Here is a 25929-nt window from a genome sequence, read left to right as displayed (position 1 = left end):
TCGATCCATGGAGCTCGACACGATCCGCGCATTCCTCGCCGTGGCCGGCGGGAGCACCGTCACCGAGGTCGCGGAACGCTCACACCGCACGCAGCCCGCGATGTCACGCGCCCTGGCCCGACTCGAGCGCGAGATCGGGACGCAGCTGTTCCAGCGGGTCGGTCGCGGGCTGGTCCTCACGCCGGCAGGCCGCGAGCTCGTCGACCACGCGCGCGAGATCGTCGACGCCTACGACCGTGGGGCTCGCGCGATCGAGGACCTCGCCACACCGGACGGCGGGTTCGTGCCCGTCGCGTTCCTGCACACGCTGGGCACCTGGCTGGTCCCCGAGCTGATCAAGGGCTTCCGCGCCGAACGCCCCCACGTCCGCTTCGACCTGCGCCAGCACGGTGACGACGGGCTGGTCACCGACCTGCTCGATGGCGCGGTCGACCTCGCCATCACCGGCGATCGGCCCGAGCACCCGTTGATCACGAGCCAGCGCCTGCTGCTCGAGCCGCTGCGGCTCGTCGTACCTCCGGACCACCGGCTCGCCGGCCGGCGCTCCGTCCGTCTGAGCGACGTCTCCGAGGAGACCTTCATCGCGCTGCGTCCGGGCTTCAGCCTGCGCGCGATCACCGAGGATCTCTGCACCCGGGCCGGCTTCCTGCCGACGATCGGGTTCGAGGGCGAGGAGGTCGAGACGCTCCGGGGCCTGGTCTCGGCCGGCCTCGGCGTCGCGCTGATCCCGGAGCCGCACGGCGTCGGCGTGCCCGCGGCCCCTCACCTCCGCGTCAGCGACGTCGACGCCAACCGCGAGATCTGCCTGTCCTGGCTGGAGGGCCGTCGCCTCGGCGCACCCTCGACGCACTTCCGGGCCCACACCCTCAAGAACGCCAAGCGGATCGCGATCCGGATGTCGCGCTGACCTTTTGCATTTCATGCGTCATGTGCATGGATGACAGCCATAACTGTCATTGGACGCATGGCCCGTCCTTCCCGGACGATTGTGGCACCGCTCACACCACATCGAAGGGCCACCCATGTCCGACATCGATCCCGCCGAGACCCAGGAATGGCGCGACGCACTCGCCGCCGTCCTTGAGTTCGAGGGCGACGCTCGTACGACGTACCTGCTCGAGCAGCTCATCGACGAGGCCCAGCGCCTCGGCACGCGTGCGCCGTACGTCGCCACCACGCCGTACGTGAACACCATCCCGGTCGACGCGGAGGTCCCGCACCCGGGCGACCTCGAGCTGGAGACGAAGATCCGCTCGGCCGTCCGCTGGAACGCGATGGCGATGGTGCTGCGCGCCAACAAGGACTCCACCGAGCTCGGTGGCCACCTCTCCAGCTTCCAGTCCGCGGCCACCCTCTACGACGTCGGCTTCGAGCACTTCTGGCACGCCCCGTCCGAGGAGAACGGCGGCGACCTGGTCTACGTCCAGGGCCACTGCTCCCCCGGCATCTACGCCCGGGCGTTCCTCGAGGGCCGCCTGACCGAGGCCCAGCTCGACAGCTTCCGCCAGGAGACCGGCGCCAAGGGTGGGCAGAGCGGGCTCTCGTCCTACCCGCACCCCTGGCTGATGCCGGACTTCTGGCAGTTCCCGACCGTCTCGATGGGCCTCGGTCCGCTGATGGCGATCTACCAGGCCCGCTTCCTGAAGTACCTCCACGCACGCGGCCTCGCCGACACCGCCAACCGCAAGGTGTGGGCGTTCCTGGGCGACGGCGAGATCGACGAGCCGGAGTCGCTCGGTGCCATCTCCCTGGCCGGGCGCGAGAAGCTCGACAACCTCGTCTTCGTCGTCAACTGCAACCTGCAGCGCCTCGACGGCCCGGTCCGCGGCAACGGCAAGATCATCCAGGAGCTCGAGGGCGTCTTCCGCGGCGCCGGCTGGAACGCGATCAAGCTGATCTGGGGCTCCGGCTGGGACCAGCTGCTCAAGGCCGACACGTCCGGTGCCCTCAAGCGGCGGATGATGGAGTGCGTCGACGGGCAGTACCAGACCTTCAAGGCCAAGGACGGCGCCTACATCCGCGAGCACTTCTTCGGCGTCTCCGAGGAGCTGCGGGCGATGGTCGCCGACTGGAGCGACGACGACATCTGGCGGCTCACGCGTGGCGGCCACGACCCGCAGAAGGTCTACAACGCGTACGCCGCCGCGGACCGCCACATCGGCAGCCCGACCGTGATCCTGGCCAAGACGGTCAAGGGCTACGGCATGGGCAAGGCGGGCGAGGCACAGAACGTCGCGCACCAGGCGAAGAAGGTCGCCGAGCCCGCGCTGCGCGCGTTCCGCGAGCGCTTCAACGTGCCGGTGCCCGACGAGAACCTGATGGACCACCCGTACGTCACCTTCAAGGAGGGCTCCCCCGAGCACTCCTACCTGCACGCGCGCCGGCAGGAGCTGGGCGGCTACCTGCCGGCGCGTCGACGTACGTCGGAAGCGCTCGAGGTGCCCGGCATCGAGGCCTTCGCCAGCCAGACGGCCGGGTCCAACGGCCGGTCGATCTCGACGACGATGGCGTTCGTCCAGATGCTCACCAAGCTGCTGCGCGACAAGAACATCGGCAAGCGGATCGTCCCGATCGTCCCCGACGAGGCGCGCACGTTCGGCATGGAGGGCCTGTTCCGCCAGGTCGGCATCTACAGCCAGGCCGGCCAGACCTACACGCCCGAGGACGCCGACCAGCTGATGTTCTACAAGGAGGACGCCAGCGGCCAGATCCTCCAGGAGGGCATCAACGAGCCGGGCGCGTTCTCGTCGTGGATCGCTGCGGCGACGTCGTACTCCTCGAGCAACACCCCGATGATCCCGTTCTACATCTACTACTCGATGTTCGGCTTCCAGCGGATCGGCGACCTGGCGTGGGCCGCCGGCGACATGCGGGCGCGCGGCTTCCTGCTCGGCGGCACCGCGGGCCGGACGACTCTCAACGGCGAGGGCCTCCAGCACGAGGACGGCCACAGCCACCTCCAGGCAGCGCTGATCCCCAACTGCGTCAGCTACGACCCGACGTACGCCTACGAGCTGGCGGTGATCGTCGCCGACGGCATGCGACGGATGTACGTCGAGCAGGAGGACGTCTTCTACTACCTGACCCTGATGAACGAGAACTACGAGCACCCGGCCATGCCGGAGGGCGTCACCGAGGGGATCCTGCGCGGCATGTACCCGTTGCGCGAGGCGGCCGCCAAGCGCGGCAAGAACGCCGCGAAGGTGCAGCTGATGGGCTCGGGCACGATCCTGCGCGAGGTCATCGCGGCCGCCGACCTCCTGCGTGACGAGCACGGGATCGAGGCCGACGTCTGGAGCGTCCCGTCCTTCACCGAGCTGCGGCGCGACGGCCTGGAGGCCGAGCGCTGGAACACGCTGCACCCGCTCGAGTCGCCGCGCTCGTCGTACGTCGCCTCGTGCCTGGAGGGCCGTCGCGGACCCGTCATCGCGGCCACCGACTACATCAAGTCGTACGCCGACCAGATCCGGGCGTTCGTCCCCGGCTCGTTCACCGCGCTCGGCACCGACGGCTTCGGCCGCTCCGACTACCGCATCAACCTGCGCCGCCACTTCGAGGTCGACCGCCACTTCGTGGTGGTCACGGCCCTGCAGCGCCTGGCCGACGAGGGTGCCGTGGAGCGCGCCGTCGTCGCCGAGGCGATCGAGAAGTACGGCATCGACCCCGACCGGCCGACGCCGGCTACCGCGTGAGGACTGCTGACATGGAAATCCGAGTTCCGGACATCGGCGACTTCGTCGACGTACCCGTCATCGAGCTGCTCGTCGCCCCCGGCGACACCGTCCGTGCCGAGGACCCGATCCTCACGCTGGAGACCGACAAGGCGACCATGGACGTGCCGGCGCCGTTCGACGGCACCATCACCTCGATCTCCGTCGCCGTCGGCGACAAGATCGGCCAGGGCTCCATCATCGCGATCGCTGAGCCGGCCTCGGCTTCGGCGCCGGTGGTGGAGCCCGCCCCCGTGGTCGAGGAGGTTGCGCAGCAACCGTCTCGCGACCCCGAGCCGGCCGTGGTGCCCGAGCCGGCGGTCGTCGTACCCGAGAAGGAAGGCCTCCGCGCGACCCCGCTCGTACGCCGCCTCGCGCGCGACCTGGAGGTCTCGCTGTCGGCGGTCGCCGGCACCGGCATCAAGGGCCGGGTGACCAAGCAGGACCTGCTGGCGCACTACGACAAGGGGGTCTCGCCGGCCTCGAGCGCAGGGAGCGGCATCCCACCGATCCCGACGGTCGACTTCGCCAAGTTCGGCCCGATCCGGACCGTCCCGCTGCCGCGGATCAAGAAGGTCTCCGGCCCGCACCTGCACCGCTCGTGGCTCAACGTCCCGCACGTGACGCACAACGACGAGGCCGACATCACCTCGCTGGACGACTACCGCCGCGAGCTCGACGCCGTTGCGAAGACCGAGGGCTACCGCGTCACCCTGCTGGCGTTCCTGCTCAAGGCCGCCGCGTCGTCGCTGCGCGCGTTCCCCGAGCTGAACAGCTCGCTGGCCGGCGACGACCTGGTCTACAAGGAGTACGTCAACATCGGCGTCGCCGTCGACACCCCGGACGGCCTCGTCGTACCCGTCGTCAAGGACGTCGACCGCAAGGGCATCCGCGAGCTGTCGCTCGAGCTCGGCTCGCTCTCGGAGAAGGCGCGCGACGGCAAGCTCTCGGCCGCCGACATGCAGGGCGGCACGTTCACCATCTCGAGCCTGGGCGGCATCGGCGGTACGGCGTTCACGCCGATCGTCAACGCCCCCGAGGTCGCGATCCTCGGTGTCGTCCGCTCCACGATGGCGCCGGTCTGGAACGGCTCGGACTTCGAGCCCCGGCTCATGCTGCCGCTCTGCCTGTCCTACGACCACCGCGTCATCGACGGTGCGCTCGCCGCCCGGTTCACCCGGCACCTCGGCTCCCTCGTGGAGGACGTACGCCGGCTCGTGCTCTGAGCGTTGGCGGGGCTCGGGCGGGTCTCGGAGGGAACAAGTAACACGTCGTCCGCCCGACTACCCGCAAGAAATCCGCACTTCCACGTTGTTGCAGCAACGTGGAAGTGCGGTTTTTGGGGCCCCAGACGAGCGGACGACGTGTTACTTGACCGGTCAGCAGCCGGCCTGCGTCACAGCCGCACCATCGGGAACGGCCGGCGGGTGGCGCACGGCGTGGCCGAGCACGCCGCCGAGGATCTGGCGGTGGAAGCCGGCGTACGGCAGTGCTTCGCCGGCCCGGGTCCTGAGCGGTCAGCGCAGCCGCACGCGGTTGTCCTTGACCTCGACCTGGCTGCCGTAGCGGCCGAGCAGCTCGCTGAACGTGGCGGCGCCGTAGTCGCGCTCCTTGAAGGCCGGCTCGATCCGCAGGATCTGGTTCTTCAGGGCGGAGAGCGCATGCGACTCGCGATCGGGGTGCTGCGCGTCGAGGCCGCGCAGCGCCTCGTGGATGAGCGGGTACGGCCGACGCGGCTGGCGTGATCCGGCGGCGCGGGCAGGCTCGCCCTTGGCGGCCGGCTTGCCGTCCTCGGTCTCGGTCTCGGCCTCGAGCTTCTGTCGGTCGTCGAGCAGCTCGTCGTAGTCGACGTACACGTCACAGGCGCTCGCGAGGGTCTTGCTGATGCTGCCGGCCACCCCCACGCCGATGACGAGACGGCCGAGCCGGCGGGCGCGCTGGGCCAGCGGCACGAAGTCGGAGTCACCCGCCGCGATCACGATGTGCGTGAGGTCGTCGTGGAGGTAGAGGTCCTCGATGGCGTCGACGGCGAGCCGGATGTCCGCGCCGTTCTTGGTCTTGGAGGCCGGGAAGAGCTGCACCAGCTCGACCGCGCGGGCCACCAGCTGGTCGCGGTAGTCGGCGTTCTTCTTGACCGACCAGTCGGCGTACGCCCGCGAGATCGTCAGCCGGCCGTAGCGCGTCGCGAAGTCGAGCAGCACGTCGATCGCCACCGTCGCCGATGCGCCGGTCTGCTTCACCTGGCTGGCACGCGAGATGACCACGTTGTCGAAGTCGATGTAGATCGCCACGCGCGACTCGGGTCCGGTCATCCCCCGACCCTAGTGGCGCTGCTCTGCCGGAAGAGCGGTGGCAGGAAGCGGAGCATCAGGGCCGACCAGGTCAGGTGGGTGATGAGCGGCGCCTGGATGCCCCCGGAGGCGCGACGCTGGGCTGCGAACACGGTGCCCATGGCGGTGGCGGCGAGGACGAGGGCGGGGTTGCGCGTCGTGGTGGGTCTCGGTGTCGACGTCGGTGACGAACGAAAGCCAGCGCGCGGACAGCCCGGGGTGAGCAGCGGAACCGGCCTGCCGGACGAGTCGCCGAACCGCTGGCTGTCACCGTCGGCGAGGACCCGATGTACGACAACGACATCGACTGGCGGTGGCGAGCGACCCGATCCTCAGCCGGACTGCCCCACGTGCGGCTCCACGACCTCCGGCACTTCTACGCCTCCGGTCTGATCGCCGCGGGCTGCGACGTCGTCACCGTTCAACGCGCGCTCGGCCACTCGTCGGCGACAACCACGTTGAACACCTACAGCCACCTGTCGCCGAGTGCGGAGGAACGGACGCGGGCAGCCGCCGCCGATCTGATGGCGCAAGCAATGGGCTCGAGGCGCCCTGCCGAGACGCCGTAGTCCGTGTCGCAATATCCGAATCATCTATGCATTTGCAAAGATGATCTTTGCATTGGATCATGGAGCCCATGATCTACGCAGTCCCGACGCTCGACGATCGTGATCGCGAGGTCATCGAAGGAATCGAGCAGTACAGAAGCCGACTCCGACACTTCATCGGCCGACCTCGCCGCTGGCAAGGTCTCATGCGCCGCAATCTCCGCGCGCGTGCCATGCGCGGCTCGAACAGCATCGAGGGTTATGACGTCTCGCTCGACGATGCTCTCGCCATCCTTGAGGACGACGAAGAGGCGCTGACCGCCGACCAACGCACCGTCCTTGAGGTAACGGGCTATCGCAACGCAATGACGTACGTGCAGCAGCTCGCTGATGATCCCGACTTCAGCCTCGACCAATCACTCCTTCGGGGGCTCCACTTCATGATGCTTGGTCACGACCTGGACAAGAGCCCTGGGTCCTACCGGCGTGGCGCCATCTACGTGCGTGACGACGAGACCGAGGAGATCGTCTACGAGGGGCCAGACCCTGACGTCGTGCCGAGCCTGATGCGCGAACTCGTGGAGCAACTAGAAGCGCTGCTCAGCGATCCGGGCTGCCCAATCTTCGTCGCCGCGGCGATGGCGCATCTGAACCTGGTGATGATCCATCCGTTCCGCGACGGAAACGGGCGGATGGCCAGGTGCCTTCAGACCCTGATGCTGTCGCGCAATCAAGTCCTCGGGCAGGAGTTCTCCAGCATCGAGGAGTGGCTGGGTCGCAACACCCTGGACTACTACGAGGTGCTGGCGAAGACCGGACAAGGCAAGTGGAACCCGGGCAACGATGCGACAGCATGGGTGCGTTTCAACCTGACGGCGCACCACATGCAGGCTCAAACCGTCTGGCATCGCGTCCAGGAGGCGGATGAGTTGTGGATAAAGCTGGAGGCACTCGCGAGCGAACGTGGATTCCCCGACCGATCCGTCCAAGCTCTGTACACCGGCGCGCTGGGTCTGCGGGTCCGCCGAATCGCGTACGAAGAAGCGACCGGCCTCGAGTACGCAACGGCCGGACGCGACCTCCGCAACCTGGCATCTGCCGGCCTGTTGCTGGCAAAGGGCGAGACCCGTGGGCGCTACTACATGGGAAGCGCTGAGCTTCGGGAAATCTATGGCGAGGTTCGTGCCGCGCATCGAGGACAGATCGTGGATCCGTACAAGATCCCACCCTCGGATGACCAAGCCGACGACCCGCTTTTCTAGGTCTGCGCTCACGACCCCCGGTCATCGACAGGCGGCGAGGCCGCGCGGGGCTCAGCCCCAGAAGATCGGGTCTCCCGAATTGTCGATGTAGTCGAGCAGCTCCTGGACGTTCTTGGTCGGCCGCTTGCGCTTGTACTCGTGAAACTTCAGGTTCCGGTCGCGCCAGTAGATCGCCCAGAGTCCCGTCGTCTTGGTGTAGCGCAGCCGGGCGATGGGGAAGCGCGTGTGATCGCCGACGCCATCCCAGGGCGGTCGCACCTCGACGATGTCGACGTACCGATCTGAGACGTCAGCCTCGACCTTCAACTGGTCCCAGAGGTGCTCGGGGACGCGAGCGCGGGCCCAGAGCTGGATGCGGTGCAGGTCGGTCTCAGGAAGCGCCATTGAGCTGCACACCTCCTCGGATCTCGTCGATGAATGCCGGCCGTCGCCGGATCTTGCGGACTTCTTGCGGACCAGACACGGACTTCTCAGGCCGACACCCCACCTGACCTGGGCAAACGCGCCATCTCAGTAGTACCAGGGGTACGGCGACCAGTCCGGCTCGCGCTTCTCGAGGAACTGGTCGCGGCCCTCCTGGGCCTCGTCGGTCATGTAGGCCAGCCGGGTGGTCTCGCCGGCGAAGAGCTGCTGGCCGACCAGGCCGTCGTCGAGGAGGTTGAAGGAGTACTTCAGCATCCGCTGGGCGGTCGGGGACTTGCCGTTGATCTTGCGGCCCCACTCGAGCGCGGTCTTCTCCAGCTGGGCGTGCTCGACGACGCGGTTGACCGCACCCATCTGGAACATGTCGTCGGCGGTGTACTCCTCGGCGAGGAAGAAGATCTCGCGGGCGAACTTCTGGCCCACCTGGCGGGCGAGGTACGCCGACCCGTACCCACCGTCGAACGAGCCGACGTCGGCGTCGGTCTGCTTGAAGCGCGCGTGCTCGCGCGAGGCGAGGGTGAGGTCGCAGACGACGTGGAGCGAGTGGCCACCGCCCGCGGCCCAGCCGGGTACGACGCAGATGACGACCTTCGGCATGAACCGGATCAGCCGCTGGCACTCGAGGATGTGCAGCCGGGCGAGCTTGGCCTTGTCGATGACCGACGGCTCCTCGGCGCCGGTCTCGGCCGCGCCGATCGCCTTGTCCTCGTACTGGTAGCCCGCGCGACCCCGGATCCGCTGGTCGCCACCGGTGCAGAACGCCCACTTGCCGTTCTTGGCCGACGGACCGTTGCCGGTGAGGATCACGCAGCCGACGTCGGCGGACATCCGCGCGTGGTCGAGGGTGCGGAGCAGCTCGTCGACGGTGTTCGGCCGGAACGCGTTGAGCACGTCGGGCCTGTCGAAGGCGATCCGCACCGTCCCGTGCTCGCGAGCACGGTGGTAGGTGAGGTCCGTCAGGTCCTCGAAGCCGGGCACCTCGTCCCAGTCGGCCGGGTCGAAGATCTCGCTGACGCCCTCGATCGCACTCATGCGCTGAGGCTATCGAGCGCGGCTGCGACGCGCGGCGGGGGCTGAGCCCCTACTTGATGAAGCGCAGCGTCATCGGCGGGTTCCACCACTCGCCGGCGCTCGCCTTCAGCGCGGCGAGGACGTGCAGCACCACCATGACCACCGGGATCACGGCGAACGCGAACCAGAGCAGGCCGAGCGTGAAGACGCCGACGACCCCGATGATGGCGGCCCACATCAGCCCGTTGAGCTGGATGTTCATCGCGTTCGCAGCGTTGTGGCGCAGGAACGGGCCGCGGTCGCCGTACATCAGGTAGACGGCGAGCGCCGCGAGGAAGCCCAGGGTGCCGGCGCTGAGGACCGTGGCCGCACCGACACCGACATGGGTGAGCAGGGCACCCGACCGCTCCTGGGAAGGCGTCAGGCTCTCGGGGCGCGGGGCGGCGTACGGGTTGTCGCCGTAGTGCTGGGACATGGGTGGTCCTCCTTCGTCGTACGCCAGTCTTGCCCGGCGTACGACGGTTCAACATCCGGTACGACCCTGATCGTTCCCTGGTCCCGGGAATGAATCTCGACGACGAGTGATTGAAACCTGCATGACCACGGACACCTCGCTTCCCACCCCGGCCCCTCTCGAGCGTCTCGACGAGCGCGGCCGCCACATCGTCTTCACCGGCGCCCGGACCGTGAACAGCTTCTCCGAGGAGCCGGTCACCGACGAGCAGCTCGCGGACATCTACGACCTGCTGAAGTGGACCCCGACGGCGGCCAACACCCAGCCGCTGCGCGTGCTCTTCGTGCGTACGCCGGAGGGCAAGGAGCGCCTGCTCAAGCACATGGCAGACGGCAACCGGGACAAGACCGAGGGCGCACCGGTGACCGCCGTCCTCGCCTACGACACCCGCTTCCACGAGCACGTCCCGACCGTCTTCCCGATCAACCCCGGCATGGCCGACGCGCTCGAGGCGAACGAGGAGATGCGCCACGGCATGGGCAACTTCTCGGCCGCGATCCAGGTCGGCGCGTTCCTGCTCGCGACCCGCGCCGCCGGTCTGGCCGCGGGGCCGATGGCCGGCTTCGACAAGGACGGCGTCGACGCCGACTTCTTCGCCGACGGCCGCCTCAAGTCGCTCCTCGTCGTCAACATCGGTCACCCGGCCGAGGAGGGCGCCTGGTTCGGCCGGCTCCCCCGCCTCGAGGCCGAGGACGCCGTCCTCTACGCCTGAGTCTCGGCAAGCCCGACCACCGTCGAGGCTGTCGCGACGACCTCAGCACGCCGTGCCCCTGGAACCCGGGGGCGCGGCGTGCTTGGTTGGGTGACATGACACTTCACGGCGAGTACGTCCCCAGCAGCCAGCAATGGGTCCGCGACCAGGTCGCGGCGTACGAGGCCTCCGGCGGCCGGGAGGCGAACATCCTGCCGCAGACCGGCGACCCGATCGTGGTGATCACCTCGATCGGCGCGACGTCGGGCAAGCTCCGCAAGAACCCGGTGATGCGGGTCGAGAAGGACGGCAAGTACGTCGCCATCGCGTCCAAGGGTGGTGCGCCGGAGGACCCGGCGTGGGCCGACAACTTCCGCGCCCACCCCGAGGTCGACCTGCAGGACGGCCCGGAGCCGCGCTCCTACCGTGCCCGCGAGCTCGAGGGCGAGGAGCGCGCCGAGTGGTGGGAGCTCGCGTCCAGGACCTGGCCGACCTACGCGACGTACCAGGAGAAGACCGACCGGCTGATCCCCGTGTTCCTGCTGGAGCCGATCGACTGAGCCCCTACCCGATCGTCAGGCGTTGGCGATCGTCGCAGCGAGCGCCGAGAGGTGGCCGAGGCGGGCCAGCTCGGAGTCGAGGAAGTCGGGGCCACCCCGGCGGCCGATGACGACGATGTCGTTGCCGTCGATGCGCGAGGCGGCGTAGAGGGTGTTCTCGTCGCCCTCGACCTCGAGGCGGGCCGGGCCGTCCTCGAGCTCGACGAAGTCGAAGTGGTCGGGCGCGGCGGACGTGCCGTAGACCTCGCCCTTGGCGCGGTGGACGCGCAGCGCCCAGTCGACCCGGAAGGCCGCGGGCAGCTGGTCGACGAGCCGGTCGAAGGCGTGCTCGGGGTCGGCGGTGATCTCCTCGACCGCCTCGAGGTCCAGCACCAGCGAGCCGCCGGACGGGTAGTGGCTGATCCAGAGGACCTTCACACCGTCCAGTGCGCTGCAGGCCGAGACGATGGAGTCGGGCATCGTGCCCGGCGCGATCTCCAGCAGGAAGTCGTCGAGGGCCGTTCCGTCGGGACGCTTCTCGACGATCTCCACCGCCTCGATGTCTCCCCCGGCGACACCGATGGCGGTCGCGACGCGGCCCAGGGAACCCGGGACGTCAGGCAGCGCGATGCGCATCAGGTGTGACACGCCACCAACCTAACCCGCGGGTGTTTCGTTCGGGTTGCCGACCGCCAGCCGGTCGCGCAGGCCGGTGGCGCGCTGCGCCCGGCGCTCGACCGCGGCGACGACCTCGGCCTCGGTGCCGACCACGTGCACGCGCTCCTTGGCACGCGTGACGGCGGTGTAGAACAGCTCGCGCGTCAGCAGCGGGGAGTCCTCGGGCGGCAGCAGCAGCGTCACCTCACCGACCTGGCTGCCCTGGCTCTTGTGGATCGTCATCGCGTGCAGCGTCTCGACCGATCCGAGCCGGGCGGTGGCCAGGCGCTCGTGGCGGCCGACACCGGCGATCACCGCCCGCAGCCGCTCCCCTTCACGGACGACGACGCCCGTGTCGCCGTTGAACAGGCCCAGGCCGTAGTCGTTGGCGGTGAGGAGGATCGGGCGGCCGGCGTACCACTCCTGCCACAGCGTCGGGTCGCCCACCGGGCTGTCGACGAGCAGCCGCTCGGTGAGGCGGTTCCAGTGGGCCACGCCGTACGGGCCGTCGCGGTGGGCGCAGAGCAGGCGGTGGGCATCCATGGCCGCGAGGGCACCCTCGGCATCACCCTCCAACGCGGCTCGACGTACGCCGATCGCGTGCTCCAGGAGCCGCGCACGAAGCTCCTCGGCGTGGACCACGGGGTCGACCAGGCTGACCCGGTCGCCGGCCTCGAGCAGGGAGAGGACCCGGTCGGCGTCGCCGCCTCGCAGGGCCTCGGCGAGAGCGCCGATCCCGGCGCCGAAGCGGTGGGTCGTGCGCAGCCCGGCGACGGCACCCGGCGCGCGCGTCGCCAGGCCGGCGACGAGGTCCGCGAGCACCGCGCCGGCCTCAACCGAGGCGAGCTGGTCGGCGTCGCCGACCAGGATCAGGCGTGCGTCGGGCCGAACCGCCTCGAGCAGTCGAGCCATCATCGTCAGCGAGACCATCGAGGTCTCGTCGACCACGACCACGTCGTGCGGGAGCTTGTTGCGGCGGTGGTGGCGGAAGCGGTTGCGTGACTCGGGCGTCCAGCCGAGGAGGCGGTGCAGCGTCGAGGCGGACAGGCCGGCGAGCCGTTCCCTATCACCAGCGGTGAAGCGGTCCTCGGCCTGCGCCTCCTCCACCGCCTGCTGCAGCCGGGCCGAGGCCTTGCCGGTCGGCGCGGTCAGGGCGATCCGCAGCGGCTGCTCGGACTGCTCGGTCAGCAGCGCGAGGAGACCGGCGACCGTGGTGGTCTTGCCGGTGCCGGGACCGCCGGTGAGCACCGTCGTCCACTGCCGGGCCGCGGCCAGCGCGGCAGCCCGCTGCTCGTCGTACCCCTCGGGGAAGAGCCGCGCCGCGGTGGCCTCCAGGACCTCGTCGTCGACCACGGGGGCGGGGGCCGCCAGGCGGGCGAGCAGGTCGTCGCGGACCTGGCCCTCCTCGCGCCAGAACCGGTCGAGGTAGAGCAGGTCGCCCTCACGGCGCAGCACGCCCTGCGCGCTCAAGGGACTCGCCGAGATCGCCCGTCGCCACGCGTCCAGCTCGGGCCAGGGAAGCTCCTCGAGCCCCTCGCCGAGGGCCACCTCGACCAGGTCGACGCAGACCGAGCCGTGCCGGGCGGCGCGCACGGTGACCGCCACCGCGAGCGCGACGCTCGGGTCGCTCTCGCCCGCCAGCGCGGCGATCCGGGACGCGGTGTGCACGTCGGCGGCGGTCAGCAGGCCGGCCCGGTTGAAGGTCGCCAGCAACCCGGTCGACCGCGACGCGATGCGATGGTCGAAGCGGTCGTCGGTCTCGAAGAGCTCGGTCATCGGCGTCCCTCCAGCAGCTCGGACAGCGCGGTCACCAGGGCGGCCGGCGGCTGCCACGAGAAGACGCCGCAGGGCACGCCGTCGACCTCGGGGGTCTCCGGCCCGCACATGCCGCGGACGTAGAGGTAGAGCACGCCGCCGAGGTGCGTCGCCGGGTCGTAGGAGGGCAGCCGCCAGCGCAGGTAGCGGTGCACGACCACGGAGTAGAGCAGCGCCTGGAGCGGGTAGTGCGAGTGCAGCATCGCCTCGGTCAGGTGCGCCGGCGCGTAGTCGGCGGCCGTCACGGGCCGACCGATGTCACCGAGCCGGTTGGTCTTGTAGTCGACGACCACGAACCGCCCGCTCGGCAGTCGGAGGACCACGTCGATCGAGCCGGACAGGTAGCCGCGCAGGGTCTGGTCGGCGAGCGGCGGCTGCTCGAGCTTGTCGGCGTACGCCGCCATCGGGTGCTCGCCGAGGTGCGCGCGCAGGATCGGCGCCAGGTCGCGCAGGCGTACGTCGACCCCCGCACCGCCCCGGACCAGGTCACCACCCGCCAGCGGGATCTCGAAGTCGAGCTCGCGGAGCCGATCGCGCAACGGGACCTCGCACAGCGTCAAGCGGTCGGCGAGCGGGCCGAGCGAGGTGGTGTTCATCGGCACCAGCGCCTCGGCCAGGGCTTCGGGCGTCGCCTCGGACGGCCACCAGCGCAGCTGCTCCTCGGCCCGCTTGCGCAGCTCCTCGGCGAGGTCGGGAGCCGACGGGTCGGCGTGCTCGAGGATCGCGTGTACCAGCGAGCCGAAGCCGGCTCCTGCCGGCAGGTCGGCCATCGGAGAGGGCAGGTCGGCAAGCTCGATGACCGATCCGGCTGTGCCGGCAGGCTCAACCACCTCGTCGGGCTCGTCGTCCTTGGCGCTGACCTCGGGCTCGGAGGTGGCGACGACCTGCTCCTCGACCCGGATGAGGCCGGAGTACGACGTACGCCGCCACTCGTGGTCGATCGACCGGTCGAAGACCCGGGCGGCGAGCGGTTCGTCGGGGACCGGGACCGCGGCCAGCCGCCCGCGCGACCCGTCGGCGACCTCGGCGGTCGGTCCGCCGCGATCGCCGATCAGGCCGAGGATCCGGCCGGCCTCGTCGTCGTCCTTGACCGGTGCCCAGGCCGGCACGTCCCGCGACCCCGGCAGACGCCCGAAGAGCATCCGGTGCAGCGCGCCCTGCTTGGTGCCGTCGGTCGGCGCCCACCAGGTCACGACCTGCGACTGGGCCCGGGTGAGGGCGACGTACAGCTTGCGGAGGTCCTCGCCGGCCTCCTCCTCGCGGTGGGCGAGCAGGTTGGCCTCCCACTGCCCGCCGCGGCCGCCGACGTCGAGGACGCGGTGCAGACCGGTCGCGTCGGACCGCGAGTGGAACAGCGCGGTCTCGACGTTGCGCTCGAAGAAGTTGAAGGCGTAGGGCAGGTAGACGACGGGGTACTCCAGGCCCTTGCTGCCGTGGATGGTGACGACCTGGACGGCGAGCGCGTCGGAGTCGAGGCGGCGCGGCCGTTCCCCGGCGCCGACGCGGAGCCGCTCGTCGCGGAACCACTCCAGCAGCGCGGTCAGGCCGAGCCGGTCGCGCACGGCCTGGTCGTGCAGGAGCTGGCCGAGGTGGCGCAGGTCGGTGAGCAGCCGCTCGCCGTCGACCACGCCGAGGATCCGGTCACTCAGGCCGGCCTCCTCGAGCGACTCGGTCAGCGCGGCGACGCCACGCGTGCGCAGCAGGACCGCGCCGTCGCGCAGCCGGTCGGCGATCTCACCCGTCAGGCGGTCACCACCGGCCACGATCTCGGCGGCGGAGTGGCCGAAGAAGCACGTCAGCGCCGCAGAGCGCACCAGCGGGGTGCGGTGCGGGGCGTCGAGGGCCTTGAGCAGGGTCATCCAGTCGTCTGCCGCGGCCGTGCGGAAGACGTCGCCGCCACCGTTGAGGACGACGGGCACGCCGCGCTTCTGCAGCGCCCTCTGCACCGCCTCGCCCTGGATCCGGTCGGAGACGAGCACGGCCACCTGGTGGGCCTCGAGCGGCTCGCCGCACCACGTCGCGCCGCTGCCGAGCAGCCCGGCGACGTCGCCGGCGAGGTCCTCGGCGATCCGGTTGCGCACCGGCCACCAGTCGACCACGCCGTTCTTCACCTTGAGGTCGCCGCGGGGCAGGCGGCGGATTCGGAACGGCGAGGCGTACGGCGCCCCGGCGAGCCGGCTCTCCTGGTGGTGGGCCTCGACGGGGTGCACGACGATCTCGCTGCTGCCCAGACCGGCGTTGCCGATGGCGGCGTTGAGCCGGTCGACCAGCGCCTTGTCGGAGCGGCGGTTGACCGCGAGCGTGGCGCGCTCGCCCGCGCGCGCGGCGGCAGCGAGGTAGGTGTCGACGTCACCGCCCCGGAAGCCGTAGATCGCCTGCTTGGGGTCGCCGATCAGGATCACCGTCGAGTGGCCGTGGAAGGCCCGCTCGATGACCTGCCACTGCACGGGATCGGTGTCCTGGAACTCGTCGACCAGAACGATCCGCCACCGCTCGCGCATCCGCACGCGGGCCGCGGAGTCCTCGGGCTCGAGCGCGTCGGCCAGACGGCCGAGGAGGTCGTCGTACGACTGGATGCCGAGGCGGCGCTTGCGGCGCTCGACCTCCTCGCGCACCCGGCGGGCGAAGTCGGTGCGGGCGGCCGCGGCCGCGTTGGCGCTGTCGGCGGGCGCGAGCTCGGCACCCGCGCTCTCGACGGCGTCGCGGCCGATCCGCAGCGCGAGGGCACGGTCGATCAGCGGGAAGGCGCCGGAGTGGCCGTGGTCGGCGAGGTAGAGGTCGTCGACCACCTCGACCACGAGCTCGTCGAGGGACTCGACGAGCGTCGCGCCGGTGTCGCTGGTGCCGGCGACGCCGAGCGAGCGCAGGACGACGTGGCAGAACTGGTGGGTGGTCGCGATGGTCGCGGAGTCGAAGGAGGCGAGGGCGTCGCGCAGGCGCTCGCGCCGCCGGCCGAGCTCGGCCGGATCGGCGTCCAGCAGGTGGGCGAGCACCTCGTTGTCGGCGGCGGTCTCCCCCGTTGCGAGGTACGCCGACACCGCGCGCTCGGCCGCGGTCAGCTGCTCGCGGACCCGCGTGCGGAGCTCCTGGGTCGCGGCCCGACTGAAGGTGATGACGAGCATCTCGTCGAGGGTCGCGACGCCCTCGGCGACGTACCGCGTCACGAGCGCGCCGACCGTGAACGTCTTGCCCGTGCCGGCGCTGGCCTCGAGCAGCGTGGTGCCGGTGGGCAGCGGGCCGGTGAGGTCGAAGGGGGTCACCACGAGCCCACCTCCGACTCCAGCAACGGGCTCCAGACGCGCATCGCCAGCTCGCCGAAGCGCGAGGTCTCGCCCGCGCCGCCGGGGACCGTCCGGCCGGGCAGGTCGGAGCGCTCGCCCCAGACCAGGACGTTCTCGGGGTCGGCGACCTCGCCGGGGAACTTGCCGTCCTTGCGCCAGACCCAGACCACCTTGTCGAGGGCGGAGCCGGAGTCCTCACGCGTACGCCGCAGCCGCGCGTACTGGAGCGACGTCTTCAGCGGCAGCGGCAGCGGCTCGCGCATCCCCTCGTCGCGGATCGCGACCAGGTCGCGCAACCAGCCGAGCGCGCGATGGTCGAGCGGAGCAAGGCGGGAGGCGTCGAAGTCGGCCTTGCCCCAGCCCTCCGGGCGCCCGATCGCCAGGCTGCGCCACGGCCGGTCCTCGTCGCTGGCGGTGAGCGCGAGCAGCTTGATCCAGCTGTGCAGCCGGTGCTTGGGGCCGAGCCGGGAGTAGGTCACTCGCACGAGCAGGTCGCCGTACAGCTCCGGCACGGTGCCGCGCAGCCGCCGGCCGGCACCCAGGTCGACGTCGACGTCGACCGCCCGCGGCGCGGAGGAGGTCAGGTTGAGCGCCTCGCGCGCGAGCGGCTTGGCGCGGCCGATCACCTTGGTCAGAACGCGGTCGCCGAGGGCTCCGGGGGGTACGACGCCCCGCAGCCGCTCACGTGCCACGGCGGTGTCGGGGTGGTGACCGCGCATCAGGTCGCCGAGGATCCGGTCACCGACGGCCCACTCGTCGAGCGGTTCGAGGGCGATCGGGATCCGGTCGTCGACCGGCTCGTCCTCGCGCGGGAGCGCGATGCCGAGACGCTGCTTGAGGAAGCCCTTGACCGGGCCGCCGAAGAAGTCGACGAGCTCGTCGAGGTTGACGTCGCCGGGCTCGGGCGGGGCCAGCGGGGAGCCGAGGAACGGCGCGGGCTCGTGACGCTCCCGCTCGACCGCGCGCGCACCCGCGAGGGCGAACCGGTCGAAGGCGAACGGCCGGCCCGGCACCAGCGCGCCGGCGGTCAGGTTGCGGCGGTCGAACGGCTGCAGCGGGTGGCGCAGCACCACGCGGTCGCGGACCGGTCCCCCCTCGGGAGCGGTGGCCGTGAGGTCGAGCGCGTCGAGCAGCTCGCCGACCGGGACCGCCGGCGGTCGCGGGTGGCCGGTGTACTCGTTGGCGCCGGTGTAGGTGATGACCAGGGTGTCGGTCGCCGCGAGCACGGCGTCGAGCAGCAGCTGGCGGTCCTCGCTGCGCGGATCGCGCTCGCCCGTCAGTGGCCGCCGGGCCAGGACGTCGTCGCCGTCGGTCACGCCGACGCGTGGGAACACGCCGTCGTCGAGGCCGAGCAGCACCACGACCCGGTGCGGCACGCTGCGCATCGGCACCAGCGTGGAGACGGTCATCATCCCGGTGCGGAAGTTGGCTCGCGTAGGACGACCGACGAGGCGGTCACCGAACAGGGAACGTACGTCGGGGAGCCTCAGCTCGACGCCCGCACCGGCGGCCGAGCGCAGCGCGTCGAGCTCGCGCTGGACCTGGCCGAGCTGCCAGGAGTCGGCCTGGCTGACGGAGGTGAGCGCGCCGACGCCATCCTCGATCGCCTGGAGCCAGTGGTCGAGCGGATGGGTGCCGACCAGCCGGTCGGTGACGTCCTCGAGGCGCTGCACCAGCTCGGCGAGCCGGCCGATCAGGTCGACGTCGCCGCTGCCGACGTCGTCGAGCGGCAGGACGCCACCGAGCATCAGCGCGCTGTCGTCGGACAGCGCGACGCCCGACAGCAGCCGGTCGAGACCGGCCCGCCAGGTGTTGTCGGTGTAGTCCGCCAGCCCGAAGTCGTCGCGGTGGCCGGCGTCGAAGCCCCACTTGACCCCCGCCTGCTGCACCCAGGTCGCGAGCAGCTCGAGGTCGTCGTCACGCAGGCCGAAGCGGCGGCGTACGGGATCGGCGTGGGCGAGGTCGAGGACGGCGCCCACCCCGGCCCGGCCGCCGGCCAGGTCGAGGAGGCGCGCGACCACCGAGAGCAGGGGGTTGGTCTGGTCGAGCGCGCGGTCGGCGAGGCTGACGCGCAGGCGGTGGGCGGGGTGGCCGTCGGGCCCGACCACGTCACCCAGGCCGAACGACGCCGACAGCAGCGGGGCGTAGCCCTCGATGTCGGGGCACATCACCACGATGTCGCGCGGCTCGAGGCTCGGGTCGTCGGCCAGCAGGCCGAGCAGCACCTCGCGCAGGACCTCGACCTGGCGGGCCGGGCCATGGCAGGCGTGCACCTGGACGGACCGGTCGTCAGGGCGGAGCGTGCGCGCGGCCGCCGGCCCCGGAGTGTTGGCCCTCAGGTCGGACTGGAGCCAGCCGAGGAGGGTCTCGGCCGGCTCGACCGCCGGGGCCTCGACCGCCGAGGTCTCGGCCGGCTCGACCACCGAGGCGAGCATCCGCTGGAGCTCGCGGGTGTCGCGGCCGAGGGTGGCGAGGAGGGGATGGCCGACGAGGTGGTGGGAGCGGTCCTCGACGCGGGGGACGACACCCCCCTCGCCCTCGAGCGCATGCCACAGCGCGGCCGAGGGATGCGGCAGCCAGAGGTGGACCTCGCGCTCGGCGGCGAGCGCGTCGAGGAGCTGTACGTCGCCCACGGCGAGGCGAGTGTGGCCGAACAGGCTGATCCGCTCCGGGAGGTCGACGCAGGAGGCGTCGGCACGCAGCCGGGCGATCGCCTCGGCCTGTCGCGCGACCGGGTCGGGCCCCTCGATGGACGCGGCGACGCGGCGCCACAGCTCGGGCTGCCACGCCAGGTCACCCGCCACCACCGAGCCCGCGCCGTCGGTGTCGCGGCCCGAGGCCCAGTCGGCGAGGAGCGCCGGCCGCTGCGCGGCGTACGACGAGAACAGGCCGGCCAACCGCCGCGCGGTGGCGAACCGCCGGCCGCGGCGCAGCTCGCCCTCCTCGCCGTCGGCGCCCTTGCCGAGGTGGCGGGCCAGGACGGCCGCCCACGGCTCGTCGGCGACCGAGTCGATGACCTTCAGGACCGGCCAGGCGAGCGCGTCGGGCGACCACGGGTCGTCGTCGGGGCGACCGGAGGTCAGGGAGAAGAGGGAGTGCGGGCTCAGGAACCCGACACCCGCGCAGACGCCGTCATCGGCGCCCGGCGCGACGCCGAGCCGGTGCGAGAGGCGCTGCGAGAGCCAGCGCTCGACGCCCCGTGCCGGCACCACGACGACCTCCTGCGCGAAGGGGTCTGCCAACGGCTGCGCGAGCAGGCCGGCCAGCCCGTCGGCCAGCAGGTCGGTCCGCGGGGCGCGGTGCAGGTGGAGCGTCATCGCCGCCGACCCTAGTGGGCGGTGACGACACAACTCCGCCGGTCGCTCAACCGGCGCTCAGTGCCGCGGGATCGTGGCCGTCGCGCTCCACCGGCTCCGGCCGACCTTCGAGCTCGCGGCCACGCGGCAGGTGTAGGCGGTGCGCGAGCGCAGGCCACGGACGGTGATGCCGTGCGAGGTCGCTGCCCCGCTCGCGGTGACCGTGGCGCCGCCGCCGACGCAGCGGGCGACGTACGCCGTCACCTTCGCGCCCCGCGGGGTGGCGAAGGTGTGCGAGAGGTGGCCGCGGTGCAGCGCGGAGCGGGTGGCGGCGGTGATCATCGGCCGGGTCGGCGTGATCGTGCCGGCCATCACCTTGATGGTCCGCTTGGTGAAGGTGAAGCCGCCGACGTCGACGAAGATGCCGCCGCCGTCGGGGTCCTGGGCGATGTCGAACGTCGCGGTCGTGCTGTTGACCGTGCCGGTCATGCTGCCCGTCGTCATCGTCTCGGGGTTGGGGATCCCGAAGTCCTCGCGCAGCATCACGTAGGGCACCCGGAAGTGGATCGAGCCGACCACGGTCGAGTGGTCGGTGAACTCGTGCGGCGCCACGGCCTCGGCCTCCAGGAACTGGTGACCCGTCGCGTCGGTCTCGAAGAAGATGCCGTTGTAGGTGACGTTGGTGCCGGCGTAGAAGCCGACGAAGTCCTGGTTGACGTCCGAGTGGTACGCCGTGACGTCCCCCTCGAACAGGATCGAGTCACCCTCCGAGGTGACCGGGCACGGCCAGGGCCAGTCGGCGGTGTCGTCGCAGCCGCTGGCGACCTTCACCGGCGAGCCGGTGACACCCAGCATCCAGTCGCCCGACCCGCTGTCCTGCCAGACGTCGACGTCGGTCTGGTGCTCGAAGCCGGAGATGTAGTCGGGGTGGTAGCCACCCGTGTCGAGGACGAAGCCGATCGCGTCGGACGTCGTGAGCGGGATCGGGCTGGGCGTGCTCGGGTCGTTCTCCACGCTGAAGGTGAAGGCGTGCCCGTAGTCGAGCGCGTCCTGGGTACCGACCTCGAGGTCGAGCTCGCCCGCCGTGTGGGGCTGGTCGGTGCCGTTGCGCGTGAACGAGACGATGCACGGCTTGGCCCCGCCGTCGCTGCACCATCGGAAGTCGGTGGTGGCGTGCGCGCTGCCGGGCAGCACGACGGTCAGGCCGGCCGCGAGGAGCAGGCCGGGAACGACGTGGGAGATCCTCCGCATGGATCGACATTAGGACCGCTCGGACCCGCGCGAGCGAGAACGGCAGAAGTCGCTCAGCCGTCGTGGTGGTGGCGCTCCTCGTCCGCCTCGTCGACCTGGCGGTCCAGGTCGGCCAGGGCCGCCGGATTGCCGCGGAAGCGGCGGTAGGAGTAGCCGATCAGGGCGAACGCGGCAACGCCGGAGAGGATCAGCGTCGCGCCGGTCCAGGCGCCTCCGGGCAACCACCACGATTCCTTCGCCGGCCACCACGACGGCACCTGCGGCCCGACGATCCACACCACGCCCACGGCGGCGAGCGACACGGCGCCGACGCAGGACAGCGCGATCTTGGGCCAGGACTGCACGCCCTCGGCCGCGCCCTGCAGCGCGCGCAGCCGGACCGGCTCGACCCAGCGGCGCGCCCAGGCGTACTGCCGCGACAGCACGGCCAGCCCGAAGAAGGTGAGCAGCAGGCCGGGCCCGGGGAGCACCAGCGCCGCGATGCCGGCCAGCAGCAGGACCCAGCCGACGACCTCCAGCACCAGCCGCCGCAGCGCGGCGTTCATCCGAACTTGGCCAGGTAGGCGATCGCGTCGACGCTCGCACGCCCGTGCTCGACGGCGATCCGCGCCCACTCCACCGCCATCGCGTGGAAGCGCAGCGGGTTGTAGACGTCCTCCTCGCAGGAGAACAACCCGTCGCCGGCGTACGTCATGATCGTGATGTTGGGCTCCTCGAGCATCGTGCCGTCGCCCGGGTCGGGCATCGGGTTGCGCACCTCGCAGATCAGCCGCGAGGTCGGCGCGTCCACGACCGACCACGCCAGCGGGAAGCCGGTCATCACGTTGCCCGGGTACGCCGTCATCGTCCGGACCGCCCACGCGCGGATCTCCTCACGCCCGCGGAAGGTGCCCATGGCGTGCTCGACGTACGTCGCGTCCTCGGTGAACAGGTCGGCGTAGCCGCTCCAGTCGCCGGTCTCCACGAACGTGGCGACGCGGGCGTGGAAGGCGGCGTACGCCTGCTCGATCTCGGCGGCGCTGAACCGAACGCTCATGCGCCGAATACAACCAGAGAATGCCCGCTAGCCAGGAGCAAGCATTATGCTAACTCCATGACGAACGGGGCGGGGATCGATCAGGTGAGCCCGTTCGGGCACCGGATCCTCGGTCCGCGAGGGCAGGACCCCGAGCGGATGCGGCGCCGGGTCCAGCTGCTGCTGACCGTGCTGCTCGTCTCGACCAACACGCTCGGTGGCCTGGCCGTCTGCGCGATCAACCTCTGGGCCGTGCCACTGGCACCCCTGACCCACCGTTCGTTCGTGGCGCTGTGGATCGGGCTCCCCATCGTGATCGGCGCGAGCGCCGTCATCGGTACGGTCTGGGGCACCCGCCACGGCGTACGCACCCTCGCGTGGGCGATCCGCAACCAGCGGCCGACCGACGAGCAGCGCCGCCGCAGCCTGCGGGTTCCGCTCGACCTGACCCTGGTGTTCTTCGCGCTCTGGATGATCTCGGTGGCGGTCGCCGTGGTCACCCTGATCTTCGTCCAGCCGGAGCGGACCTTCGTCGCCGCCATGACCGGCGTGATCGGCGGCGTCGTCACCTCCGGGATCGGCTACCTGTTCTGCGAGTTCTCGCTGCGCCCCGTCTCGGCGCGCGCCATGGCCGGGATGACCGTCACCGGAGCGGTCCGCGGCGTCGGCGTCGGCCCCCGGATGGTCCTCTTCTGGATCGTCGGCTCCGGCGCACCGATCGTCGGGCTGCTGCTGGTCACCGTCATCGCGCTCAACAGCAACCGGGCGACCGTCGACCAGCTGGGCATCGTCACCGTCGCGACCTGCGCGGTGGTCCTGCTGACCGGCTACCTCCTGACCGACTTGAACGCACGCGCCACCCGCGCCCCGATCGAGTCGCTGCGCCGGGCGATGCGCAAGATCGCCAACGGTGACTTCGACTCCGACGTCGAGGTGTACGACGGCACCGAGCTCGGGGCGTTGCAGAGCGGCTTCAACGACATGCTGCACGGCCTCCGCGAGCGCGACAAGCTGCGCGACCTGTTCAGCCGCCACGTCGGTACCGAGGTCGCCGAGGCCGCGGCCGCCGGTCACACGGGCGAGATCGCGCTGATCGGCGAGACCCGCAACGCGACGGTCCTGTTCGTCGACCTGACCGGCTCCACGACGTACGCCGCGTCCCGGTCGGCCGCCGACGTCGTGGCCATGCTGAACCGCTTCTTCGGCGTGGTCGTCGACGAGGTCGACCGCAACCACGGCCTGGTCAACAAGTTCATGGGCGACGCGGTGCTGGCCGTCTTCGGGGCGCCGACGCTGCAGCGCGACCACGCCGCCGACGCCCTGGCCGCGGCCCGCAGCATCGCGGCCCGACTCGCCGCCGAGGTGCCCGAGGTGGGTGCCGGCATCGGCGTCGCCACCGGCACGGTCGTGGCCGGCAACGTCGGTCACGAGCAGCGCTACGAGTACACCGTCATCGGCGACGCCGTGAACTCCGCCGCCCGCCTCACCGAGCTGGCCAAGGAGATCCCGGGTAGCATCGTCGCCTCGTGGTCCTCCGTCGCCGCCGCCCGGGCGACCGGTTCCCCCGAGGCAGGCCTGTGGATCGACGCGGGAGCGACCACGCTCCGCGGCCGCAGCGTCCCGACGCAGCTCGCGATCCCGAACCCGGCGGGGGTCGAGGCGGTCTAGGCCGTCGTACCTGACCTCCTGGCCCCGATTCGGGCCAAATGGGGGCCAGAACGTCAGGTACGACGAGGGCTAGGCTCACCCCCGTGAGTGCCGAGATCGAGGACTTCCAGCCGGACGCCATCATCGTCGGAGCGGGCCTGGCCGGCCTGGTGGCGGCGTACGAAGCGACCCGCGCGGGCAAGCGCGTGCTCGTGCTCGACCAGGAGAACCGCGCCAACCTCGGCGGCCAGGCGTTCTGGTCGCTCGGCGGGCTGTTCCTCGTCGACTCCCCCGAGCAGCGCCGGATGGGCATCAAGGACTCCTTCGAGCTGGCCTGGCAGGACTGGCAGGGCTCGGCCGGGTTCGACCGCGTCGAGGACCAGCCGGACGGCACACCCGGCGAGGACCACTGGGGCCGACGCTGGGCCGAGGCCTACGTCCGCTGGGCGGCAGGCGGCAAGCGCGACTACGTCCGCTCGCTCGGTCTGAAGGTGCTCCCGTTCGTCGGCTGGGCGGAGCGCGGCCGCGGCGACGCATCCGGCCACGGCAACTCCGTCCCGCGCTTCCACCTGACCTGGGGCACCGGCCCCGAGGTCGTCCGGGTCTTCCTCGAGCCGGTCCTGGAGGCGGAGCGGGCGGGGCTGGTGCGCTTCGCCTTCCGCCACCGTGTCGATGAGATCGTGCTGCACGACGGTGCGGCCACCGGCGTACGCGGCGTCGTGCTGGAGCCGTCCACCACCGCGCGCGGCGAGGCGTCGAGCCGCGAGGTCGTCGAGGAGTTCGAGTACGCCGCCCCCGCGGTCGCCATCACCACCGGCGGCATCGGCCACAACCACGAGATGATCCGCGCCAACTGGCCGGTGGACCGGCTCGGACCAGCGCCGAAGCACATGATCAGCGGCGTCCCGGCGTACGTCGACGGGCGCGGCCTCGGCATCGCCGCGGTCGCCGGCGCGCGACTGGTCAACAGCGACCGGATGTGGCACTACACCGAGGGCATCCACAACTGGGACCCGATCTGGCCCGACCACGCGATCCGGATCATCCCGGGCCCGAGCTCGATGTGGTTCGACGCGACGGGCAAGCGGCTGCCGGCGCCGAACTACCCCGGCTTCGACTCGCTCGGGACGCTGACCGAGATCGGCCGCACCGGCTACGACTACACGTGGTTCGTGCTGACGCAGTCGATCATCGAGAAGGAGTTCGCGCTCTCCGGCTCCGAGCAGAACCCCGACATCACCAGCAAGGACGTGAAGTTCATGCTGAAGTCGCGCGCCGCCAAGGGAGCGCCCGGCCCGGTCGAGGCGTTCAAGGAGCACGGCATCGACTTCGTCGTGGCCCCCACCCTCGAGGGCCTGGTCGCGAAGATGAACGAGGTCGTCCGGTCGGACTCCCCCGCCCGCGGGCCGGAGCTCTCCGCTCCCGAGCTGCGGCGCCAGATCGTCGCGCGTGACGCCGAGATCGAGAACGGCTTCAGCAAGGACTTCCAGCTGATGTCGATCGCCAACGCCCGCCGCTCGATGACCGACAAGCTGGTCCGCGTCGCCAAGCCGCACCGGTTCCTCGACCCCAAGCACGGGCCGCTGATCGCCGTACGTCTCAACATCCTCACCCGCAAGACCCTCGGAGGCATCGCCACCAACCTCGACTCCCAGGTCGTCCGCCCCACCGGCGAGGCCATCCCCGGCCTGTACGCCGCCGGCGAGGTCGCCGGCTTCGGTGGTGGCGGCGTCCACGGCTACAACGCGCTCGAGGGGACCTTCCTCGGCGGCTGCATCTTCAGCGGTCGGGCGCTCGGGCGGGCGCTGGCGCGGGGCTGACCTGCTGCAGGTTTCCCAAGGTATGCAGGGCGGATTCGTGGGGTCATCGCAACACCTGAGGTGAGGGTGGTGTGTGGTGCCGCACGGTGTGAGGGTGTCGCGAGAGGTACGTCGGGGGT

21 protein-coding genes are annotated in these 25929 nt (G+C 71.1%); 9 read left to right on the top strand and 12 right to left on the bottom strand.

All coding sequences use genetic code 11. The features are described 5' to 3' along the window. The first annotated feature begins 7 nt into the window (after nt 1-7). The 3 genes from ACYVJ3_RS03515 (at nt 8) to ACYVJ3_RS03505 (ending at nt 4936) form a co-directional block, all read left to right on the top strand. A complete protein-coding gene (locus ACYVJ3_RS03515; RefSeq protein WP_460851122.1) occupies nt 8-907 on the top strand; it encodes a LysR family transcriptional regulator in 900 nt (299 codons plus the stop codon). A 115-nt stretch (nt 908-1022) separates the two neighbouring features. After that, a complete protein-coding gene (gene aceE / locus ACYVJ3_RS03510; RefSeq protein WP_460851121.1) occupies nt 1023-3692 on the top strand; it encodes a pyruvate dehydrogenase (acetyl-transferring), homodimeric type in 2670 nt (889 codons plus the stop codon). Between the two features lie 11 nt (nt 3693-3703). Further along, nucleotides 3704-4936, top strand: coding sequence for a 2-oxo acid dehydrogenase subunit E2 (locus tag ACYVJ3_RS03505; RefSeq protein ID WP_460851120.1), 1233 nt, complete (start codon nt 3704-3706; stop codon nt 4934-4936). Nucleotides 4937-5227: 291 nt separating this feature from the next. Here the strand turns inward: ACYVJ3_RS03505 and ACYVJ3_RS03500 are convergent, their stop codons facing one another. Both ACYVJ3_RS03500 and ACYVJ3_RS03495 read right to left on the bottom strand, forming a co-directional pair. After that, complete coding sequence (locus ACYVJ3_RS03500; protein ID WP_460851119.1) at nt 5228-6022, bottom strand: NYN domain-containing protein; 795 nt, start codon at nt 6020-6022, stop codon at nt 5228-5230. Next, nucleotides 6019-6162 carry a hypothetical protein gene (locus ACYVJ3_RS03495; protein ID WP_460851118.1) on the bottom strand — a complete coding sequence of 48 codons (144 nt, stop codon included), beginning with the start codon at nt 6160-6162 and terminating at the stop codon, nt 6019-6021. Before ACYVJ3_RS03495 ends, ACYVJ3_RS03500 begins: the two co-directional genes overlap by 4 nt. Before the next feature lie 165 nt (nt 6163-6327). Here ACYVJ3_RS03495 and ACYVJ3_RS03490 point away from each other — a divergent pair, with 165 nt between their 5' ends. Further along, nucleotides 6328-6609 (top strand): tyrosine-type recombinase/integrase, encoded by a 282-nt coding sequence (locus ACYVJ3_RS03490; RefSeq protein WP_460851117.1) that lies wholly within the window; start codon nt 6328-6330, stop codon nt 6607-6609. 68 nt (nt 6610-6677) lie between these two features. Continuing rightward, nucleotides 6678-7850 (top strand): Fic family protein, encoded by a 1173-nt coding sequence (locus ACYVJ3_RS03485; RefSeq protein ID WP_460851116.1) that lies wholly within the window; start codon nt 6678-6680, stop codon nt 7848-7850. A gap of 51 nt (nt 7851-7901) precedes the next feature. On the opposite strand, the gene ACYVJ3_RS03480 is transcribed toward ACYVJ3_RS03485, so the two are convergent. From ACYVJ3_RS03480 to ACYVJ3_RS03470, 3 genes are all read right to left on the bottom strand, one after another. Continuing rightward, nucleotides 7902-8234, bottom strand: coding sequence for a DUF3024 domain-containing protein (locus tag ACYVJ3_RS03480; RefSeq protein ID WP_460851115.1), 333 nt, complete (start codon nt 8232-8234; stop codon nt 7902-7904). 126 nt (nt 8235-8360) lie between these two features. After that, nucleotides 8361-9305: a 1,4-dihydroxy-2-naphthoyl-CoA synthase gene (locus ACYVJ3_RS03475; protein WP_460851114.1), complete on the bottom strand. Its 945-nt coding sequence runs from the start codon at nt 9303-9305 to the stop codon at nt 8361-8363. Between the two features lie 49 nt (nt 9306-9354). Next, nucleotides 9355-9759 (bottom strand): DUF4870 domain-containing protein, encoded by a 405-nt coding sequence (locus tag ACYVJ3_RS03470; protein WP_460851113.1) that lies wholly within the window; start codon nt 9757-9759, stop codon nt 9355-9357. 121 nt (nt 9760-9880) lie between these two features. On the opposite strand from ACYVJ3_RS03470, the gene ACYVJ3_RS03465 reads away from it, so the two are divergent. Both ACYVJ3_RS03465 and ACYVJ3_RS03460 read left to right on the top strand, forming a co-directional pair. After that, nucleotides 9881-10510 (top strand): malonic semialdehyde reductase, encoded by a 630-nt coding sequence (locus ACYVJ3_RS03465; RefSeq protein WP_460851112.1) that lies wholly within the window; start codon nt 9881-9883, stop codon nt 10508-10510. Nucleotides 10511-10605: 95 nt separating this feature from the next. Beyond that, a complete protein-coding gene (locus tag ACYVJ3_RS03460) occupies nt 10606-11049 on the top strand; it encodes a nitroreductase family deazaflavin-dependent oxidoreductase (protein ID WP_460851111.1) in 444 nt (147 codons plus the stop codon). 15 nt (nt 11050-11064) lie between these two features. Here the strand turns inward: ACYVJ3_RS03460 and ACYVJ3_RS03455 are convergent, their stop codons facing one another. Genes ACYVJ3_RS03455 through ACYVJ3_RS03425 form a run of 7 tightly spaced genes read right to left on the bottom strand, consistent with a single transcriptional unit; the run spans nt 11065 to nt 22364 of the window. Next, on the bottom strand, nt 11065-11667 hold the full coding sequence (locus ACYVJ3_RS03455; protein ID WP_460851703.1) for an ACT domain-containing protein: 603 nt from the start codon (nt 11665-11667) through the stop codon (nt 11065-11067). Between the two features lie 18 nt (nt 11668-11685). Next, complete coding sequence (gene recD / locus ACYVJ3_RS03450; RefSeq protein WP_460851109.1) at nt 11686-13461, bottom strand: exodeoxyribonuclease V subunit alpha; 1776 nt, start codon at nt 13459-13461, stop codon at nt 11686-11688. Beyond that, the gene (locus tag ACYVJ3_RS03445) at nt 13458-16760 is read right to left on the bottom strand and encodes a UvrD-helicase domain-containing protein (protein ID WP_460851108.1); all 3303 of its coding nucleotides are present in this window, start codon (nt 16758-16760) and stop codon (nt 13458-13460) included. The genes recD and ACYVJ3_RS03445 overlap by 4 nt, the downstream gene beginning before the upstream one ends. Next, nucleotides 16757-20098 (bottom strand): exodeoxyribonuclease V subunit gamma, encoded by a 3342-nt coding sequence (gene recC / locus ACYVJ3_RS03440; RefSeq protein ID WP_460851107.1) that lies wholly within the window; start codon nt 20096-20098, stop codon nt 16757-16759. Before recC ends, ACYVJ3_RS03445 begins: the two co-directional genes overlap by 4 nt. A 57-nt stretch (nt 20099-20155) precedes the next feature. Continuing rightward, complete coding sequence (locus ACYVJ3_RS03435) at nt 20156-21328, bottom strand: fibronectin type III domain-containing protein (protein WP_460851106.1); 1173 nt, start codon at nt 21326-21328, stop codon at nt 20156-20158. Nucleotides 21329-21381: 53 nt separating this feature from the next. Then, nucleotides 21382-21873: a PGPGW domain-containing protein gene (locus tag ACYVJ3_RS03430; RefSeq protein WP_460851105.1), complete on the bottom strand. Its 492-nt coding sequence runs from the start codon at nt 21871-21873 to the stop codon at nt 21382-21384. Next, on the bottom strand, nt 21870-22364 hold the full coding sequence (locus ACYVJ3_RS03425; RefSeq protein WP_460851104.1) for a nuclear transport factor 2 family protein: 495 nt from the start codon (nt 22362-22364) through the stop codon (nt 21870-21872). The genes ACYVJ3_RS03430 and ACYVJ3_RS03425 overlap by 4 nt, the downstream gene beginning before the upstream one ends. Before the next feature lie 57 nt (nt 22365-22421). Here ACYVJ3_RS03425 and ACYVJ3_RS03420 point away from each other — a divergent pair, with 57 nt between their 5' ends. Together ACYVJ3_RS03420 and ACYVJ3_RS03415 are read left to right on the top strand one after the other, a co-directional pair. Next, nucleotides 22422-24011, top strand: a complete 1590-nt coding sequence (locus ACYVJ3_RS03420) for an adenylate/guanylate cyclase domain-containing protein (protein ID WP_460851103.1) — start codon at nt 22422-22424, stop codon at nt 24009-24011. An 83-nt stretch (nt 24012-24094) separates the two neighbouring features. Continuing rightward, complete coding sequence (locus tag ACYVJ3_RS03415; RefSeq protein WP_460851102.1) at nt 24095-25810, top strand: FAD-binding dehydrogenase; 1716 nt, start codon at nt 24095-24097, stop codon at nt 25808-25810. Nucleotides 25811-25929: the final 119 nt, after the last annotated feature.

This window comes from Nocardioides montaniterrae (assembly GCF_054782655.1).
The sequence above is the reverse complement of the archived record's forward strand: the minus strand, read 5'-3'. Positions and strand labels throughout refer to the sequence as shown.